The organism is Sulfurovum sp., assembly GCF_041551015.1.
Classification (GTDB): Bacteria; Campylobacterota; Campylobacteria; order Campylobacterales; family Sulfurovaceae; genus Sulfurovum.
In genome coordinates, this window is record NZ_JBFENQ010000020.1 from 1 (window position 1) to 16,759 (window position 16,759).

The 16,759-nt window shown below is 35.0% G+C and carries 15 protein-coding genes; 5 read left to right on the forward strand and 10 right to left on the reverse strand.

Annotation, left to right across the window (positions count from 1 at the left end):
- The 5 genes from ABZC96_RS02505 to ABZC96_RS02525 all read right to left on the reverse strand — a co-directional run.
- On the reverse strand, positions 1–257 hold a 257-nt coding region (locus ABZC96_RS02505), incomplete at its 3' end, for a peptide deformylase (RefSeq protein WP_373028850.1).
- 12 nt (positions 258–269) lie between these two features.
- Positions 270–857: an ATP-dependent Clp endopeptidase proteolytic subunit ClpP gene (gene clpP, locus ABZC96_RS02510; protein ID WP_373028851.1), complete on the reverse strand. Its 588-nt coding sequence runs from the start codon at positions 855–857 to the stop codon at positions 270–272.
- A gap of 111 nt (positions 858–968) precedes the next feature.
- The gene (gene tig / locus ABZC96_RS02515) at positions 969–2,261 is read right to left on the reverse strand and encodes a trigger factor (protein WP_373028852.1); all 1,293 of its coding nucleotides are present in this window, start codon (positions 2,259–2,261) and stop codon (positions 969–971) included.
- Between the two features lie 133 nt (positions 2,262–2,394).
- Complete coding sequence (locus ABZC96_RS02520; RefSeq protein ID WP_373028854.1) at positions 2,395–3,213, reverse strand: hypothetical protein; 819 nt, start codon at positions 3,211–3,213, stop codon at positions 2,395–2,397.
- A gap of 46 nt (positions 3,214–3,259) precedes the next feature.
- Positions 3,260–4,258 (reverse strand): hypothetical protein, encoded by a 999-nt coding sequence (locus ABZC96_RS02525; RefSeq protein WP_373028856.1) that lies wholly within the window; start codon positions 4,256–4,258, stop codon positions 3,260–3,262.
- Between the two features lie 159 nt (positions 4,259–4,417).
- Here ABZC96_RS02525 and ABZC96_RS02530 point away from each other — a divergent pair, with 159 nt between their 5' ends.
- The 4 genes from ABZC96_RS02530 (at position 4,418) to ABZC96_RS02545 (ending at position 8,458) form a co-directional block, all read left to right on the forward strand.
- Positions 4,418–5,365, forward strand: a complete 948-nt coding sequence (locus ABZC96_RS02530) for an A/G-specific adenine glycosylase (protein ID WP_373028857.1) — start codon at positions 4,418–4,420, stop codon at positions 5,363–5,365.
- Positions 5,366–5,387: 22 nt separating this feature from the next.
- A complete protein-coding gene (folE, locus tag ABZC96_RS02535) occupies positions 5,388–5,966 on the forward strand; it encodes a GTP cyclohydrolase I FolE (RefSeq protein WP_373028859.1) in 579 nt (192 codons plus the stop codon).
- Positions 5,967–6,250: 284 nt separating this feature from the next.
- Positions 6,251–7,456 carry a NifS family cysteine desulfurase gene (locus ABZC96_RS02540; protein WP_373028861.1) on the forward strand — a complete coding sequence of 402 codons (1,206 nt, stop codon included), beginning with the start codon at positions 6,251–6,253 and terminating at the stop codon, positions 7,454–7,456.
- 27 nt (positions 7,457–7,483) lie between these two features.
- Entirely contained in the window at positions 7,484–8,458 is a 975-nt protein-coding gene (locus ABZC96_RS02545; protein ID WP_373028862.1) for an iron-sulfur cluster assembly scaffold protein, read from the forward strand.
- A gap of 31 nt (positions 8,459–8,489) precedes the next feature.
- Here the strand turns inward: ABZC96_RS02545 and recJ are convergent, their stop codons facing one another.
- The 4 genes from recJ to dnaA all read right to left on the reverse strand — a co-directional run bounded on the left by recJ (position 8,490) and on the right by dnaA (position 14,314).
- Positions 8,490–10,079 (reverse strand): single-stranded-DNA-specific exonuclease RecJ, encoded by a 1,590-nt coding sequence (gene recJ / locus ABZC96_RS02550; protein WP_373028863.1) that lies wholly within the window; start codon positions 10,077–10,079, stop codon positions 8,490–8,492.
- Complete coding sequence (locus ABZC96_RS02555; protein ID WP_373028864.1) at positions 10,080–11,711, reverse strand: CTP synthase; 1,632 nt, start codon at positions 11,709–11,711, stop codon at positions 10,080–10,082.
- A 15-nt stretch (positions 11,712–11,726) separates the two neighbouring features.
- Positions 11,727–12,794, reverse strand: coding sequence for a DNA polymerase III subunit beta (gene dnaN / locus ABZC96_RS02560; RefSeq protein ID WP_373028865.1), 1,068 nt, complete (start codon positions 12,792–12,794; stop codon positions 11,727–11,729).
- 185 nt (positions 12,795–12,979) lie between these two features.
- A complete protein-coding gene (gene dnaA / locus ABZC96_RS02565; RefSeq protein WP_373028866.1) occupies positions 12,980–14,314 on the reverse strand; it encodes a chromosomal replication initiator protein DnaA in 1,335 nt (444 codons plus the stop codon).
- A gap of 165 nt (positions 14,315–14,479) precedes the next feature.
- On the opposite strand from dnaA, the gene ruvC reads away from it, so the two are divergent.
- Positions 14,480–14,965 carry a crossover junction endodeoxyribonuclease RuvC gene (gene ruvC, locus ABZC96_RS02570; protein ID WP_373028868.1) on the forward strand — a complete coding sequence of 162 codons (486 nt, stop codon included), beginning with the start codon at positions 14,480–14,482 and terminating at the stop codon, positions 14,963–14,965.
- Here ruvC and ABZC96_RS02575 read toward each other — a convergent pair.
- Positions 14,958–16,664, reverse strand: coding sequence for a murein L,D-transpeptidase (locus tag ABZC96_RS02575; protein WP_373028869.1), 1,707 nt, complete (start codon positions 16,662–16,664; stop codon positions 14,958–14,960). The two genes, ruvC and ABZC96_RS02575, sit on opposite strands and share 8 nt — an antisense overlap.
- Positions 16,665–16,759: the final 95 nt, after the last annotated feature.

Consider the following 16,759-nt stretch of genomic DNA (forward strand, 5'->3'; position numbering starts at 1 on the left):
ATGACAGGGTTTATCATCTCTAAAGTATTTTCTTTAGGCTGATCATGTTCACTATCTGCATCCTCTAAAGGTATGTTGATGATCAATGCTCTTAGATCAATACCCACCTGAATGGCTGCAAGTCCTACACCATTACGCGCACGCATCGTCTCATACATATCATCCAGAAGATCATGCAAGGCTCCATTAAAAGACTCTACCTCTTTTGAGATAAGTTTAAGTCTTTTGTCTGGGTATACTACTATTTCTCTAACCATGTACAGTCTCTATTAAGTAAAACTTTTTGTGAGTACTTTGTCAATCAAACCATATTCTAATGCTTCTCTAGATGACATAAAGTTATCTCTCTCTGTATCTTTTTCTATACGTTTTGCGGTTTTACCCGTTTGTACAGCTAATATCTCATTGAGCGTATCTTTAAGTCTCTGAATCTCTTGTGCTTGAATCTGAATATCAGTTGACTGCCCTTGTGCACCACCTGAAGGTTGGTGAATCATAATTCGAGCATGTGGTAGAGCATAACGCTTACCTTTTGTACCAGAAGCGAGCAAAAAAGCACCCATAGAAGCCGCTTGACCGATACAGATCGTTACGATGTCCGGTTTGATGTAATTCATTGTATCGAACATAGAGAGTCCAGAAGTTATCACACCTCCTGGAGAGTTAATGTAAAAGTAAATATCTTTATCCGGGTCTTGTGCTTCAAGAAAAAGAAGTTGTGCCACAACAGTTGAAGCTACTTGGTCATTCACTTCACCACTTAACATAATGATACGATCTTTAAGTAATCGTGAATAGATATCGTATGATCTTTCACCTCTACCGGTTTGTTCTACAACGTATGGAATATAGCTCATTTTTTACCTTTAATAATATATAGTTAAATAGATATTTTTATCAACTCAACTATACACTCTATAAGTTAATAGAACAAATAACAACTTACGTTGTTATTTGTTTGTTTGTTTTTATTTGTCTAAACCTAGCATTTTACCAAAGAGTTTATCTTCGATCATACCCATCTTCACTGCAGGGAGAAGATTGTTGTCTTGGTAGTATTTGATCACTTGTTGTGGATCTTGACCACTCATCATTGCTTCGTAGTAAATTGCCTGTGATACTTCTTGATCATCCACAGATACTTCTTCTTTCTTCGCCAATGCATCTACGATAAATGTCGCTTTTACACTCGCTTCTGCATCTGCTCTTACCTCTTCTCGAAGTGCTTCAACTTTTTCAGGGTTGTCTTTGAAAGAGTTAAGCTCTTCTTCACTCATCTCTCTTGCTTTTGCATTGATCTTTGCATCGATCTCTTGCTCAACAATGTTGTTTGGCAGTGCAAAATCAAATTTAGCAACCAATGCTTCAACCAATTTCGGTTTTAGATCTTCATTATAGAGTTTTGATATCTCTGTTGATTCGATCTGTGTTTTTACTCTTTCTCTAAGCATATCTAGTGTTGCATTCTCTTCACCTTGAAGAAGTTTTTTTGCTAACTCATCGTTAAGTTCTGCAGGTACTTGTTCTTGGATCTCGTGAAGTTTTACTTTGAATTCTGCTTCTTTACCTGCAAGTTCAGCTGACTGATACTCTTCTGGGAAAGTCACTGTAACTGTTTTTTCTTCTTCATACTTCATACCGATAATCTGCTCTTCAAAACCTGGAATAAATTGCCCTGAACCGATTTTGAGGTTAAATTTCTCAGCTTTACCTCCATCAAATGCTACACCATCAACAAAACCTTCAAAATCGATAACAACCATGTCACCGTCTCTTACCATACGCTTTCTTTTGATCTTTTCATAAGGTGATTGCTGCGCTGCAATTTCATTCAGTTTTTCTTCGATCTCTTTCTCTGCTGCTGCTGGTCTGTCAAATGCAGGAAGTACATCCATGTGACCTTCCGCTTCAAATACAGGTCTAGTAGAAACTTCTACTTCAACATCGATACCAGAATCCTTTTTGTCATACTTTTTAAATGTAGGCTGACCGATCATATCTGCAGGATTGATACCCGCTTCTTTGATACCCGCATCAATAAGCTCTCTCAGTACTTCACCTTCAGCATCCTGTGCAAGTTTATCACCATGTAGTTTTTTCACTACGTGTGCAGGTACTTTACCTTTTCTAAATCCATCTACTTTCATCTCTTTACCAGCTTGAACAGCCATCTTATTAATGTTCTCTTCAAGAGCACTGTTTTCTATAGTACCACTTATGATAATATTTGCGTCATCTACTTTGTTTACTGTAACTTTCACTACAATCCTTTATATATATAATTACGTGATTTTATCTAAATAATGTTGAAATACCAATAAGCATTAAAATTATAGGGGAGAAGGGGGTGATAGAAAAGCTGTCCGGAATTACTCTGAACAGCTAAGGAGTACTCTATTTATATGATCTTTTAATATCTTTTTCTATCTCAGCTGGAGCAGATGCTATTTTCATAAACTCTCCCATACTTAAAAGAGGTAAAGAGACTGCAAGGTAATATTTAGGATCCAACATCACTGCTTTACCGTCTTTGATCATACTTCTGTATGGTAAGATCAATGCATTGTGACCTGCATCGATCTTAAGAAGAAATTTATTTGTTCTGCTTCTTAAGTTATGCCCGACAAGCGTAGATCCATCAGGAAGCTTAAGACTGTAACTTACATATTTGTTGTCTTTAAGCTTTGTATCCAAATCTGCACCTTGACCTACTTCGATAGTATCTCCTACATATGCCATACCCATCATAAACTGATATTTAGGAAGCTTTGCCAGTTTAAACTTGTCTTCTACCGTATAGAGATCACCAAGTGCTTTTTGAAGTGACTTCAGTGTCCCGGCAAACTGACCATATTTAAACTTGTCTTGAAGGTATGCTGCACCAAAGTATGATGGATTTTGTACACGTATTTCTTTTTCATTTACGAGTACATTAAGTGTTGCTAACCAAGAGTTTGTATTTTTTAATTCTTTGTTCGTAACTGTAATAACCGTCGAACCTTTGATCGGTTCTGTTTTGGCAAGAATAGAAAAACCATTGGCTTTCAATTTTGATTCCACTGCGTTCGCACTTTGTGCTTTCGCTGCATAATAGGTAGTTAGTACTTCAGGTGCAGGTGCACCTATATCTAATTTAATACTTTCAGCTTGTGCACTTACTTGTACAGTAACTAATGCCAATAAAAACGCCAGTGTCATTTTAATCAATTTCATCTATTTTCCCTTTTATTTTTTATTTTAACCTGTCTTGGTTAACTTGTTAGTCTTTACCAAGTGTTACAACTTCAAAGCCCATCTCTTTAAAGGTTTCAACAACTTCTGCATCGATCGCTCTCATATAATCAATACGTTTTTGATCTTTAAAGTTCAATGCATTGATCCAGTTATCTACACTTGCATACCCTACATGAAGTTCATTTGTTCCTTTAGGAATGTAGAAGTAGACTGAACATGGTGCGAACATACCCGCTTCAGGAATACCTCTATTGAAGATAGAGTTTGAGAATTCAAAGTGACAAAGCATTGAAACCCAGTATGCATCATATTTATCAAATTCTAGATCCATATCACTGTATTCAAATTTAAAATCAATGAACCCAGCAATAATAAAGTTATGCTTAGAGAAACGTCCATCATGATCCATAACAAAATCTTCAACAAATGTTTCTATATCGTCTGTTTTCTCAAACTTTTTCACCATTCTTGTAAGTCCATTTTTCGGTAATGGCTTAGTGTGCTCAAATCTTTGTGACATCGTTGGTTTCATCTCTTTTTTCATCAATCCATCGAAAGACTCAACCATATCTGTAAATGATTTTCTTGCATCAGCATCTTTTTCACCTATGATATCTAACATTGTATCTGGAGCAAGGTGCCCATACCATGTGTTATCATCTTCTGGTGTATCAAGTTTTTTATACCCGAAAAAGTTATATGGCGCATAAGCACCAAAATCAGGATTTTTAAGCAAAAGCGGTCTGAGTGCTTCTTTGTTCACAAGTCCAAAAAAAGAGATCATCTCTAAAGTCTTCTCTTTAAATTTATTGTAATAATGTACTTGGATATCTTTATTGGCTGCTACAGTAGAGTAACCGATGGTATCTATCTTTTTGATAAGTGCGTCCAGCTCTCCTATTGCATTACCTTTGGAACCATGTAGCTCTGCAGTTAACTTTACTTCTGCCATGTTTGACTGTACGTCAGCTTGTGCTATCCCTACAAGCATAAAAAATGCCAATATTACCCTCTTTAATTTCATATTCTCTCCTTATAATGTTGAATAGTATTCTTAATGATAATGAAAATTGTATTAATATGTGTTTAACCATCAAACAAACTTTACTTTCATAAAAACTTTCACTTATATGCTCTTAATAACATTCTAAACGTACAAAGCAACACATGTTATAATCCCACCATGTATAAACGAACCCACCAAAACATCCATGATTGGTACCAACAATATGGACGACTAGATTTACCCTGGCGTAACACAGATGAAGCGTATTATATCTACCTCTCTGAAGTAATGCTTCAACAAACACAGGTCAAAACCGTACTGGAACGATATTATATTCCTTTCATTGAGCGTTTTCCTTCACTTAAACTCTTGGGTGAAGCACCTCTTGATGATGTCTTGAAGATGTGGGAAGGACTGGGGTACTATAATCGTGCCAAAAACTTACACAAGACCGCCACACTTGTCGATCAACTGCCTAATAACATTGATGAACTCATCAGACTTCCCGGCATAGGTAAGAACACTGCTCATGCCGTCGCTGCCTTTGCCTTTCATCTGCCCGTTCCTATTATGGAAGCCAATGTTAAGCGTATACTTTGCCGCTTACAGAAACTACTCAAACCAAGTGAAAAAAAACTTTGGGAAATCGCATATGAGATGCTAGACAGAGTCCGTCCTTTTGATTATAATCAAGCGATGATGGATATAGGGGCAACCATTTGTCTACCTAGAAACCCCAAATGTGATATCTGTCCCCTTAATGATATATGCAAAGGACAGGAAGAGCCTGCACTCTATCCTACAAAAAAGAAACGTATTGTACCTACCAGAGAGGAAAACATACTTGTCCGTGTGTATAATGATAAATTGGCTCTCAATCAAAGGAAAGGAAAGTTCTTGCATGGTCTTTGGGGATTTAAAAGTGTGGATGTTCCAAATTGTGCCTCTGAATACATAGGTGAAGTTACTCATGCCTATACACACTTTAAACTTATTTGTAAAGTATATGTCTATTATGAAAACAATCCTGAAGAGACAGACTATTTTACTGAACAGGAGATACAGAAACTTGCTATCTCAAAAGTAGATGAGAAGATAGTTAAATTGTTTTTAGCTACAATGTGAAAAATATCTATTAGGCAATATGATGAATAAAGAAGAAGAATTTGAACAGGCTGTCACTAAAGTCCTTGAACTTTTAGGAGAAGATCCTAAGCGTGAAGGCTTACTTCAAACACCTAGCCGTGTAGCTAAAGCCCTAAAGTTTCTTACAGAGGGTTACGATCAAGATCCAAAAGAGATACTCAATCAAGCGCTCTTTAGTACAAGTAATGATGAAATGGTATTGGTACGTGATATCGAGTTTTACTCAATGTGTGAACATCACATGCTACCAATCATAGGACGCGCACATGTGGCATATATACCTGATGGAAAAGTGGTAGGTCTTTCAAAGATCCCTCGTATCGTCAATGTCTATGCCAGACGTTTACAGATACAAGAACAGATGACAGAACAGATCGCAGATGCTATCTTGGAAACTATTAAACCTAAGGGTGTAGCAGTAGTGGTTCATGCGCGACATATGTGTATGGAGATGAGAGGTGTTCAAAAGATCAACTCAACAACCGTAAGCTCTGCTCTTCGTGGTCTCTTTAAAAGTGATGAACGTACCAGAAGTGAATTTTATAACCTAATCAATACACCTACACCATCTAATTTTTAAACCAAAACGGACAATTTCCGTATTTGGTTCTTATTTACTTCCTATAAACTTTACAAAATATCCCTGTTTGCTCCACTTGATTAATATAAATCAAGTAAAAATAATCTAATTAGGAGTATAATTGTCCTCTTTAAGTTAGAATTTTATGTTACTTTAAGAATAAGAGCGTATTATGCACTAAACTAATTAGGACTAAAATAGTCTTAATTAAAATGAGTATCGTTATAAATAAAAAATTTAAATGAAATTGAATGGGATTTTGTTCTATTCAAAGGAGAAAACAAATGAAGGTCTATTTAGACAATAATGCAACAACTATCGTTGACCCTCAGGTCTTCGCAGAAATGGAACCATATTTTGTACAAAAGTATGGTAATCCAAACTCATTACACATATTTGCCAGTGATACACACCCCGGTATAAAAGCTGGTATGGAAAAGATCTATGCCGGTATTAATGCACCCAGAGAAGATTCTGTTGTTATCACTTCTTGTGCAACAGAAAGTAATAACTGGGTACTCAAAAGTATCTATTTTGAGTACATTTTAACAGGTAAAAAGAACCACATCATCATCTCTGAAGTGGAACACCCTTCTGTTATAGCAACTGCAAAGTTTCTAGAGAATATGGGATGTAAGGTTACTTACCTTCCTATCAACAATGAAGGACTCATAGAAGCACAAAGTATAAGAGATAGTATCACAGATAAAACCGCTCTTGTATCGGTTATGTGGGCGAACAATGAAACAGGTGCCATCTTCCCAGTACAAGAGATTGGTAATATCTGTGTAGAGCATAACGTACTTTTTCATACGGATGCCGTGCAAGCCATAGGTAAAACACCTGTAGATGTACAGTCATTTCATGTAGATTACCTTACCTTCTCTGCACACAAGTTCCATGGACCTAAAGGTGTGGGTGCCTTATATATGAAAAAAGGCAAAGAGCTTATGCCCCTACTTCATGGTGGTGCGCAAATGGGTGGATATCGTTCAGGTACACTCAATGTTCCTGGTATCGTAGGTATGGGTAAAGCAATGGAACAAGCTGTTGATGCACTTGACTTTGAAATGACAGAGATCAGAAAGATTAGAGATAATTTTGAAGATGAACTTCTCAAGATCGAAGATACATTTGTTGTAACACCAAGAGAAAAAAGAACACCAAATACGATTCTCATTTCATTTAGAGGTATCGAAGGTGAATCAATGTTATGGGATCTTAGCCGTGCAGGTATCGGTGCAAGTACCGGTTCCGCTTGTGCAAGTGAAGATTTGGAAGCAAACTCAGTCATGGAAGCCATTGGTGCAGCAGAAGACCTGGCACATACTGCTATCCGTTTTTCACTGAGCCGCTACACCACACAAGATGAGTTAGACTACACACTCAAAGTAGTTAAAGCAGCCGTAATAAGACTTAGAGGTATCTCAAGTTCATATGCGTACGCACCAGAAGGTCATGAGAGCGGATTAGACTCTCATCACCATTAATAAATAAAAAATAATAAAGGATATATTATGGGAATAGATAGTTTAGTAGGCGGTACCATCTGGGATGAGTATAGCAATAAAGTAACAAATTTAATGAACAACCCAAAAAATATGGGTGAGATTACACAAGAACAGGCAGATGAAATGGGTGCCAAACTCATCGTTGCAGACTTTGGAGCAGAGAGTTGTGGAGATGCTGTAAGACTTTACTGGGCAGTTGCTCCTGAAACGGATGTAATTTTAGCTTCAAAATTTAAAAGCTTTGGTTGTGGTACAGCTATTGCCTCTTCCGATACAATGGCTGAACTTTGTCTAGGAAAAACAGTTGATGAAGCAGTAAAGATCACCAATATCGATGTTGAAATGGCCATGCGTGATGATGTTGATACCCCAGCAGTGCCACCACAAAAAATGCACTGTTCTGTTATGGCTTATGATGTTATCAAGAAAGCTGCAGCACAGTACAAAGGTGTAGATATGGAGAGTTTTGAACAAGAAGTGATCGTATGTGAATGTGCACGTGTAACTCTCTCCACACTTCAAGAAGTGATCCGTCTTAATGACCTTACAACAGTTGAACAAATAACAGACTACACTAAAGCAGGTGCATTTTGTAAGTCATGTATCAAACCTGGTGGACATGAAGCAAAAGATGTTTATTTAGTAGACTTACTTGAAGAGTACGAAAAAGAAAAAATGGCTGCAGGTGCAACACTTGGTAATGCTGGTAGTTCTGGTGCTGATTTTGCCCAAATGACTATCGTTCAACGTATTAAAGCGGTGGACAAAGTCGTTGATGAAAATATTAGACAAATGCTTATCATGGATGGTGGTGATATGGAAATTCTTGATATCAAAGAAAATGGTGCAAACTTTGACATTTACATCCGTTACTTAGGTGCATGTTCTGGTTGTGCAAGTTCAAGTACAGGTACACTTTTCGCTATAGAAAATATTCTAAAAGAAAAATTAGATGAAAACATCAGAGTTTTACCTCTCTAAATAGATTCTTCTTTCTCCTCAGATCCAAGTTTTAACTTGGATCTGAAATCACCTTATCTACCATTAACTGTAATGTTGTCTTACCTCTAAAATAATTTTCATTAACCGTATACGTAATATTGACTTTAGACCCTACTTCAAAAACCTCTTTGGTCTTAAACTTCACTCCTTGCATGACTATACCATCCTGAGCAAAAGAAAAACGTAAATGTTCACCCTCTTTACCCATCATATCTGCTTGGAGTATCTCCACATTCGTAGAGATAAACTTAGGTGTAGTATTCCCCTGTCCATAAGGTTCAAATTTTTTCACTATATTTGTCAAATCAAAAGATATAATAGAAAAGTGTAGAGCTCCTACAATTTCCGAGTCAAAAACTTCTTTAACATAAGCGCCTTCTTTAATATTTTTCTCTACCTCTGTTTTAAACGCTTCCAGGCTCTGTTTTTTTAAAGAAAGACCAATAGCTGCCTGATGTCCTCCAAACTTCTCCAGATGCATTCTAGTGCTGTCTACGATAGCAAAGAGATCACACTCTCCAAAACTTCTACCACTCCCTTTAAGTAATCCCTCTTCACTGTGGGTAAGTACAATACAAGGTTTTTCACATGCCCGTGCAACTCTGGATGCTACGATCCCTACCACACCCTCATGCCAGGCTTCACCTACTACAATGATCACTTCATCATCATTATCCACCTGTGTCATAGCTTTTTGTGTAATGTCATGTTCAGTGGCTTTTCTAAGCGTATTAAATTCTATAAGACGTTCAAGTCTTACCCTTGCATCATATATATTTGTTGAAGCTAAAAAATTGACTGCAAAAGAGGCATCTTCCATCCGTCCTGCACTGTTAAGTAGAGGTGCTAAAAAAAATCCTATATCTTCTGCATTTAATTTCTCTTTTTGGCTGTGTTCCAAAAAAGCTTTTATCGCAGGTCTTTTACTGCTATTAAGTGCCTTTATACCTGCAAGGACCATTGCTCTATTAATATGTTGTAAAGGCATCATATCTGCAATGATGGCAATAGAAACGAGTTCCATATATGACATCATGTCTATTTTTATATTTAAAGCATTTTTGAGTGATGCGATAAGATACCAGGCGATTTGGGCACCACATACATCATCATAGGGAAATGTGCATGCCTCTTGTTTTTGGTCTATTATTGCATAGGCATCTGGTATTTCCGGGGCTAAAAGATGATGATCCGTGATGATAAGATCTATATCCTCTTCTTTACATAGTTGGGCAGCATAGACAGCTGAGATTCCGTTATCCACCGTGATGGCTAGATCTGTACCAATTATACGGGGTATGATGTTAGCTGAGAGACCATAGCCATCTTTAAAACGGTTAGGTATGATCCACTCTATAGGATAATCAATTTCATCAAAAAAAAGTTTCATCAAAGTCGTAGAGGTCACACCATCTACGTCGTAGTCACCGATAATGGTTATTTTTTCTTTATTTTGAATGGCAGAAACAATGCGTTCTGTTGCTTTATCCATATCTTTAAATGTAGAAGGTTGAGGAAGATCTTTTAAAGAGAGAAAACCCTCTTCAAAGCGCTCGGTTAAAAGTTTTTCTAACCTTGTAAGCGTTAATGGCTGAACCATTTATTTTTTATGTTGAAGTGCTGCTTTAACAAAAGCCAAAATAGATGGATTTGGATTTTGAAGTCTAGAAGTAAATTCCGGGTGGAACTGTACACCTAAGAACCATGGATGATCAACAACTTCAACCGCTTCGATAAGGCCATTTGATTCACCTGTAATAGCCATACCTTTTTTTTCTAAAGCTTCTCTATATTTAGGATTTGCTTCGTAACGATGTCTATGTCTTTCAAAAATAATTTTAGAATCATATGCTGCCCTGAGATTTGAACCCTCTTTGGTTTCGCATTCGTACTCACCAAGTCTAAGTGTTCCACCCATTGGTGACTTCGTTGTTCTTACTTGTTTTGAACCGCTTGCATCTATAAATTCATCAATAAGATAAATCATTGGATTAGGAGTATCTTTATCAAATTCTACAGAATTCGCATTTTTGAGTCCAAGAACATTACGTCCAAATTCAACCATGGAAAGTTGCATACCAAGACAGATACCCAAGAAAGGTATTTTCTCTTCTCTAGCATATTGAATTGCTTGAATTTTACCTTCAACACCTCGCCCACCAAAACCACCTGCAACCAAAATGCCATCACAATCATTCAAATATTTTTGAGCGCCATCATCTTCAACTTTTTCGCTATCTACCCATTTGATCTCTACTTTTGTATCAAGATGTGCACCTGCATGTATAAGTGCTTCTGTTAAAGATTTGTAAGACTCTTTAAGATCAAGATATTTACCAACAAATGCTATTTTCATACTTTTGCTAGGCATAATGATCTTATGTACAAGATCTCTCCATTCATCCATTTTAGGGTGACAATCTTCAAGGTCCAATTGTTTGCAGATAGGTGTTAACATATCTTGATCTAGAAAGTTTAAAGGCACTTGATAAATCGTAGGAGCATCTGCGGCAACAATGACAGAATCTTCATCTACATCACAAGAATATGCTATTTTTTGTTTAATATCACTTGAAACAGGTACTTCAGCACGGAGTACTAACATATGAGGTGCAATACCTATACGTCTAAGTTCTTGAACAGAATGCTGTGTTGGTTTTGTTTTAAGTTCTCCAGCAGCTTTGATATAAGGTAAAAGTGTCACATGAATATTCATCACTTGTGTCTTACCAAATTCATGTTTCATTTGTCTTATCGTTTCTAAAAATGGTAAACCTTCAATATCACCTGTTGTACCACCCAATTCTACAATAAGAATGTCTTTATTTTCACCTGCTCTTACTATACGCTCTTTAATTTCATTTACAATGTGTGGAACCACTTGAATCGTTTTACCAAGATACTTCCCTTTACGTTCATTTTCAATAACCGTTTTATATACAAGACCTGTTGTAAAGTTATTGTTTTGTGTAAGTGATGTATCTAAAAATCTTTCATAATGACCTAGATCAAGATCCGTTTCAGCACCGTCTTTAGTTACAAAAACTTCACCGTGTTCTAATGGTGACATAGTTCCAGGGTCAACATTGATATATGGATCAAGTTTTAACACGCCTACGCGTTGTCCTGTATGTTTTAGTAATGTACCTACACTTGCAGCAGTAATACCTTTTCCTAAAGAAGAAAGTACTCCACCTGTAACAAAAATATATTTTGTTTTATTTTCACTCATATAACGCTTTTCCTTTTATGCAACAATTGGCATGATGATTGTAATAAAATTATCGTCTTTAACGATAAATGGTAGAGATGGTTCATTAAATTCAATAACAAATTCATTTTTATTTGTTTGTGAAATGAAATCCAAAATGTATTTACTGTTAAATGAAAGTTCAAATTTATCAGCTAAACCTGTATTAAGTTCTAATTCAGTTTTAGCTTCAACATTATCTGCACTTAATGAATTAAAGATAATGGTATCAGATAAAAGTGTCATTTTTATTTCTTGTGAAATAGTTGTTATCATTTTTATCGCATCGATCATCTCTTTTTTAGGAAGAGTGACTTGATGTTTGGTTGTAGATGGAATAATACGTTGATAATCTGGAAATTTTCCATTGATCAGTCTTGTATAAAAATAATGATTTTCGTTTGTAATAATTAGATTCGTTTCATCAAAAAAGATATCTATTTGATCTAAAAAAAGTTTTTGAATTTCTAAAATAGCTTTTTTAGGAACAATTAAAGACAATGATTCACTGTTGTTACCTGGTATTGTTGCTATAGCTAATCTTCTGGTATCAGTTCCTACTAGATCTGTAGCATCATTTTTTATGTTGATCAAAGCACCATTAAGTTCAAATTTTGGATTATTAGTATCAATTGCAGGAGAGATTTTTTTAAGGTTTTGAATCAAACTTAAAGAATCTAAAGTAATTTGTGGTTTATCGTTTATTGTTGGGAACGCTGGATAAGATGTTGGATCAAATGTAGGAAGTTTAAATTTAGAATGTTTTTGTTTAATAATAAGTGTATTGTCCAAAAGTTCTAATGTAATTTCATCGTCTTTGAGTATACGTATAATATCTAGAAGTTTTTTACCATGGGCAGTAAACGATCCTTCTGCTTCTATTCCAATATTATCAGTAACAATTTTTAAACCTATTTCTGAATCAGTTGCTTTAACAATACATTTATTATCTTCAGTGGTAAATAATATATGTGAGGTAATTTGACTTGCATCTTTTTTTTCTAAAAAAGGTTGTAAATTAATGAGTATAGATTCTATAATTTGTTTTTGTGCTCTTATCTTCATTGACTTTCCTTATTTTTAATAAAATTAGTACGTAGTAGTAGTGTGACATGAATATGTGAAAAACTACTTTATTGCTGGTGTGACCGTTGTTTAATTGAATGCACAACTATTTTTGAACATTCACATTTATTCACTTTTAAAATTATATCTTTTTTTTATTCAAGTTTTCTATGATTAAATATAGTTTATAGTATGTCATTTTGAGTATGCGTATTTACTTTGTTAGAGAGTTCTTCTAAAATGACTTTAAAATTTTCATCACTCTCTATGATTTCATTGATTTTTTTCATAGCATGTGAAATAGCTGTATGGTCTTTCATCCCAAAATATACAGCGATTTGCGGCATAGAATTGGGTGTAAGGTTTCTAGCCAGATAAATAGCGATTCTTCTTGCATTTACAACATTCTTTGTACGTTTTTTAGATTTCATATCTGAAGGTTTGATATTAAGCTCTTTAGATATGATTTTTACAATTTCATCAATAGTAATATTTTCTTTTTTCTCTTTAAGTTGATCTTTAATTGCATTTTGTGCAAAATCAAGGGTGATTTCTTGGTTAAGCATAGAAGAAAGTGCATTGAGTTTTATAATGGTTCCTTCTATCTCACGTATATTATCACCCATATTTGTAGCAATATAATTCACTATCTCGTTATCCAGTTTAATACCGTCAAGTTCACATTTCTTTTGAATGATGGCAATTTTGGTTTCTAGTCCTGGTGGCTGTATATCTGCCATAAGCCCCATTTCAAAACGTGTTCTAAGTCTATCTACCAGTCCGGCGATTTTATTGGGCTGTCTGTCAGAAGTGATAACAATTTGTTTATTATTGTTATAGAGTTCATTAAAAGTGTGAAAGAATTCTTCCTGTGTCTGTTCTTTTCTACTTAGAAACTGTATATCATCTATTAGAAGTAGATCACACTCTCTAAACTTGTCTCTAAAACGGTCCATGGTTTGAGAACGAAGATGTGAAGTAAAAGAGTTCATAAATTGTTCCAACGTAGTGTAGATAACCGTTTTACCCAGATCGATATGATAATTACCTATGGCTTGAAGAAGATGGGTTTTACCCAATCCTACGCCACCATAGAGAAAAAGAGGATTGTATTGTCTTCCTGGCTTTTCTGCTACAGATTTTGCTGTAGTATAGGCAAATTGATTGGAATTTCCTACAATAAAACTTTCAAATGTTAAAGATGGGTTAAGATAGGTACTTTTAGAATGACTCTTCTCACTTGTATGTTTTGTAACAGGTGTTGAACCTTGATGTTTTTGTTTGCCAACTGTGATTTCTATTTCTGGTTTTATTTCGTTTTGCAGCTCAAAAAGATGTATAAGTTTATCCGTGTATTTACTTTTGATCCATTTTGCGACGATCATATTTGGGGCATTAAAATAGACAATATTACTTCGTGACCGTTTTGTATCATAAGTAAGGTTTTTAATATATCGTTCATATTCTACTTCAGAGATCTCTTTTTTCAGTTCAAAAAGTACTTTTTGTCCTATATTCATCCGTTCATGCCTTTGATATTTTTAAATGTGTGAATAAACTTTCACTGTTTTTAAGAGTTAAAATTATTAATGTGAATAACTTATAACATTTTAGCCAATTTAAGCTAAAATAGCGTTATTAAACAGAGTTGAATAAAATTATTCACTATGTGAACAAAGGTGTGAATGAATATTTTAGGAATAGACCCCGGAAGCCGTAATTTAGGGTACTGTATCATATATTGGGATGGAAAAAAGTTTTCACTTGTTGAAGCAGGTTTACTCAAAATTAAAGCAAAAGAGCTACAAGAGCAGATAGTAGAGCTTGTAGAGGGTATTGACGTCATTTTAAAGGCACATCAGGTGGATGAAGTGGCTATTGAAGATATCTTTTTTGCTTACAATCCTAAGTCAGTTTTAAAGCTTGCACAGTTTAGAGGGGCACTTTCATTAAAGATACTTCAAGAGGTCGGTTATTTCTATGAATATACACCATTACAAGTTAAAAAAGCAGTGACGGGGAATGGAAAAGCTACCAAAGAGCAAGTAGCATTTATGGTCAAAAGGCTATTTGGTATAAAAAAAGAGATAAAACCCTTAGATATCACAGATGCAATGGCAATTGCATTAACACATATGCAAAGGGTTAAAATGAGGAAAAATCCTAATTAGAAAGAGGTTGAGCGTTTTTCTTTACAGATATCATACGTTTTTCAGGTATGGTAAATGTAGACTTTTTATTTCCTTCTACTGACTCTTCAATGATCTTATCATATAAATAGATATCATTTTTAAAATAAGCCAAACCATCTTCTTCATATACTGTAAAATAAATTATATGTACAGGAATAGGTTTTGTAAGACTAATCGTAGTAGGATCATTGCTTTCAAGTATTTCGTCTATTTTACTTTTAGAATAATTTCTCTTAGAATGCTCAAGCAGTATATCTACAAGATCAAAAGGTTTTTCTACCCGCATACAACCGGAACTATATATTTTATAACGTCGTTCAAGCAGTGATTTATTATCTGTATCATGGAGGTATACATCATATTTGTTAGGAAACATAAATTTCACACGCCCAAGTGCATTATTATCTCCTGGAAACTGTACAAAACGGTAAGGTACTTGTTTTTCACTTTTTTCATAAGGGTCCAGCATCTTTTGCGTGACTTGGATCTCTTTATTTCCTCTAAATACATGGATATTGTTTTCTTCCAGATACATAGGATTTTCTCTAAGTACGTGTATTAAGTCTCTTTTTATAAGATTATCTGGAATGGTCCAAGTAGGATTAAGTACCATATAACGGATAGTATTGGAAAAAAGAGGTGTCGGTCTGTCTATACGCCCTACTACAATACCCTTCTTCATGATTTTTTCATGATCTTTATAATACCGAAGATTAAAGTCAGGTATATTTACTTCAACATATTCCTTTTCAAATTCTTTTGGGTAGAGTTTTGTTTTATCCAGGTTTGTAATGATGGCCTGTATATTATTTTTAACAGGTTGATTCAGATAGTAAGTCGTTGTTTTGTCCACTGTACCAGTTACTTTAAGTAAATAGCGCTTTTGATAGGTAATCACCGCTCTTCTAAGTGTTTCATCAAATTTCTTGTTAATAGGAGCGTTTTTAGGGTAATCTCCAGTGATTTGCAATCGTTTTTTTATCTCTTCAACACGGCCATCACTATCGCCTATCATCAATACTTTCTCGCTATATTTGATCTTTGGAAATTTATCCATTACACGATAGTCTTGAAGCAATTTGACAAGCTTTCTATAGCGCTTTTCCATAGGCAATAGAGATGTTAAATAGTCATAAATAGTATCATTTTCTATGGCAGATACAAGTTCATTCTGATCGGGAAATCCTTTAGGGGACATTTCCCATCTGGCTACAATATCATCACTTTGTTCAAGGTTGTTTAATTTCTCCTGTACCATATTCCAGTCTACATCACCTTGTACTATAAACCGCACTAAACGTATCATAGAATTGGTAAGTGCAAGGTCAAGCTTTGCATAGGTAGCGGCTTGTTTATATTCACTGATCTCTCCATTATCAAGTTGATAAAAGAGACCTTTGATGGATTTTTGATCAAATGATTTATTTTTATAGTTAAAAAGAGGATCATTGAGTGCTTGTATTAATTGACTGGTTTTTGTTTTGTTTTTGTTGCCTATCCACAAAGGTTTATTACCAGTTTGGGCATAAATATTTTGAATGATAGGTTTATTTTGACCCTTGATACGTGTTTGGAGACCTTTTTGGATCTGTGCAGAGATATTGTCTATAGAAACCGATGCTGCCTGAAGTGGGTTTAGTATAAATAATACTAGTGCCAATAAAGTTAAAAAACGCAAAGTAACGCTCCAAAATTAAATGTATTTAAAAAAACGTATTATAGTGAAATTTAGGAAAAAAAGAGATTGAGTTTATGTAGATTATTTTATAAAGC

Excerpts from the sequence above, each read along its gene's own strand:
- dnaN (WP_373028865.1), bottom strand. The coding sequence starts at position 12,794 with ATGAAGATAAGAGCACAAAAACAAATTATAGAATCTATACTCATTAAT.
- ABZC96_RS02545 (WP_373028862.1), top strand. The coding sequence starts at position 7,484 with ATGGGAATAGATAGTTTAGTAGGCGGTACCATCTGGGATGAGTATAGC.
- dnaA (WP_373028866.1), bottom strand. The coding sequence starts at position 14,314 with ATGAATATAGGACAAAAAGTACTTTTTGAACTGAAAAAAGAGATCTCT.
- ruvC (WP_373028868.1), top strand. The coding sequence starts at position 14,480 with ATGAATATTTTAGGAATAGACCCCGGAAGCCGTAATTTAGGGTACTGT.
- clpP (WP_373028851.1), bottom strand. The coding sequence starts at position 857 with ATGAGCTATATTCCATACGTTGTAGAACAAACCGGTAGAGGTGAAAGA.
- recJ (WP_373028863.1), bottom strand. The coding sequence starts at position 10,079 with ATGGTTCAGCCATTAACGCTTACAAGGTTAGAAAAACTTTTAACCGAG.
- ABZC96_RS02525 (WP_373028856.1), bottom strand. The coding sequence starts at position 4,258 with ATGAAATTAAAGAGGGTAATATTGGCATTTTTTATGCTTGTAGGGATA.
- folE (WP_373028859.1), top strand. The coding sequence starts at position 5,388 with ATGAATAAAGAAGAAGAATTTGAACAGGCTGTCACTAAAGTCCTTGAA.
- ABZC96_RS02555 (WP_373028864.1), bottom strand. The coding sequence starts at position 11,711 with ATGAGTGAAAATAAAACAAAATATATTTTTGTTACAGGTGGAGTACTT.
- ABZC96_RS02530 (WP_373028857.1), top strand. The coding sequence starts at position 4,418 with ATGTATAAACGAACCCACCAAAACATCCATGATTGGTACCAACAATAT.
- ABZC96_RS02540 (WP_373028861.1), top strand. The coding sequence starts at position 6,251 with ATGAAGGTCTATTTAGACAATAATGCAACAACTATCGTTGACCCTCAG.
- ABZC96_RS02520 (WP_373028854.1), bottom strand. The coding sequence starts at position 3,213 with ATGAAATTGATTAAAATGACACTGGCGTTTTTATTGGCATTAGTTACT.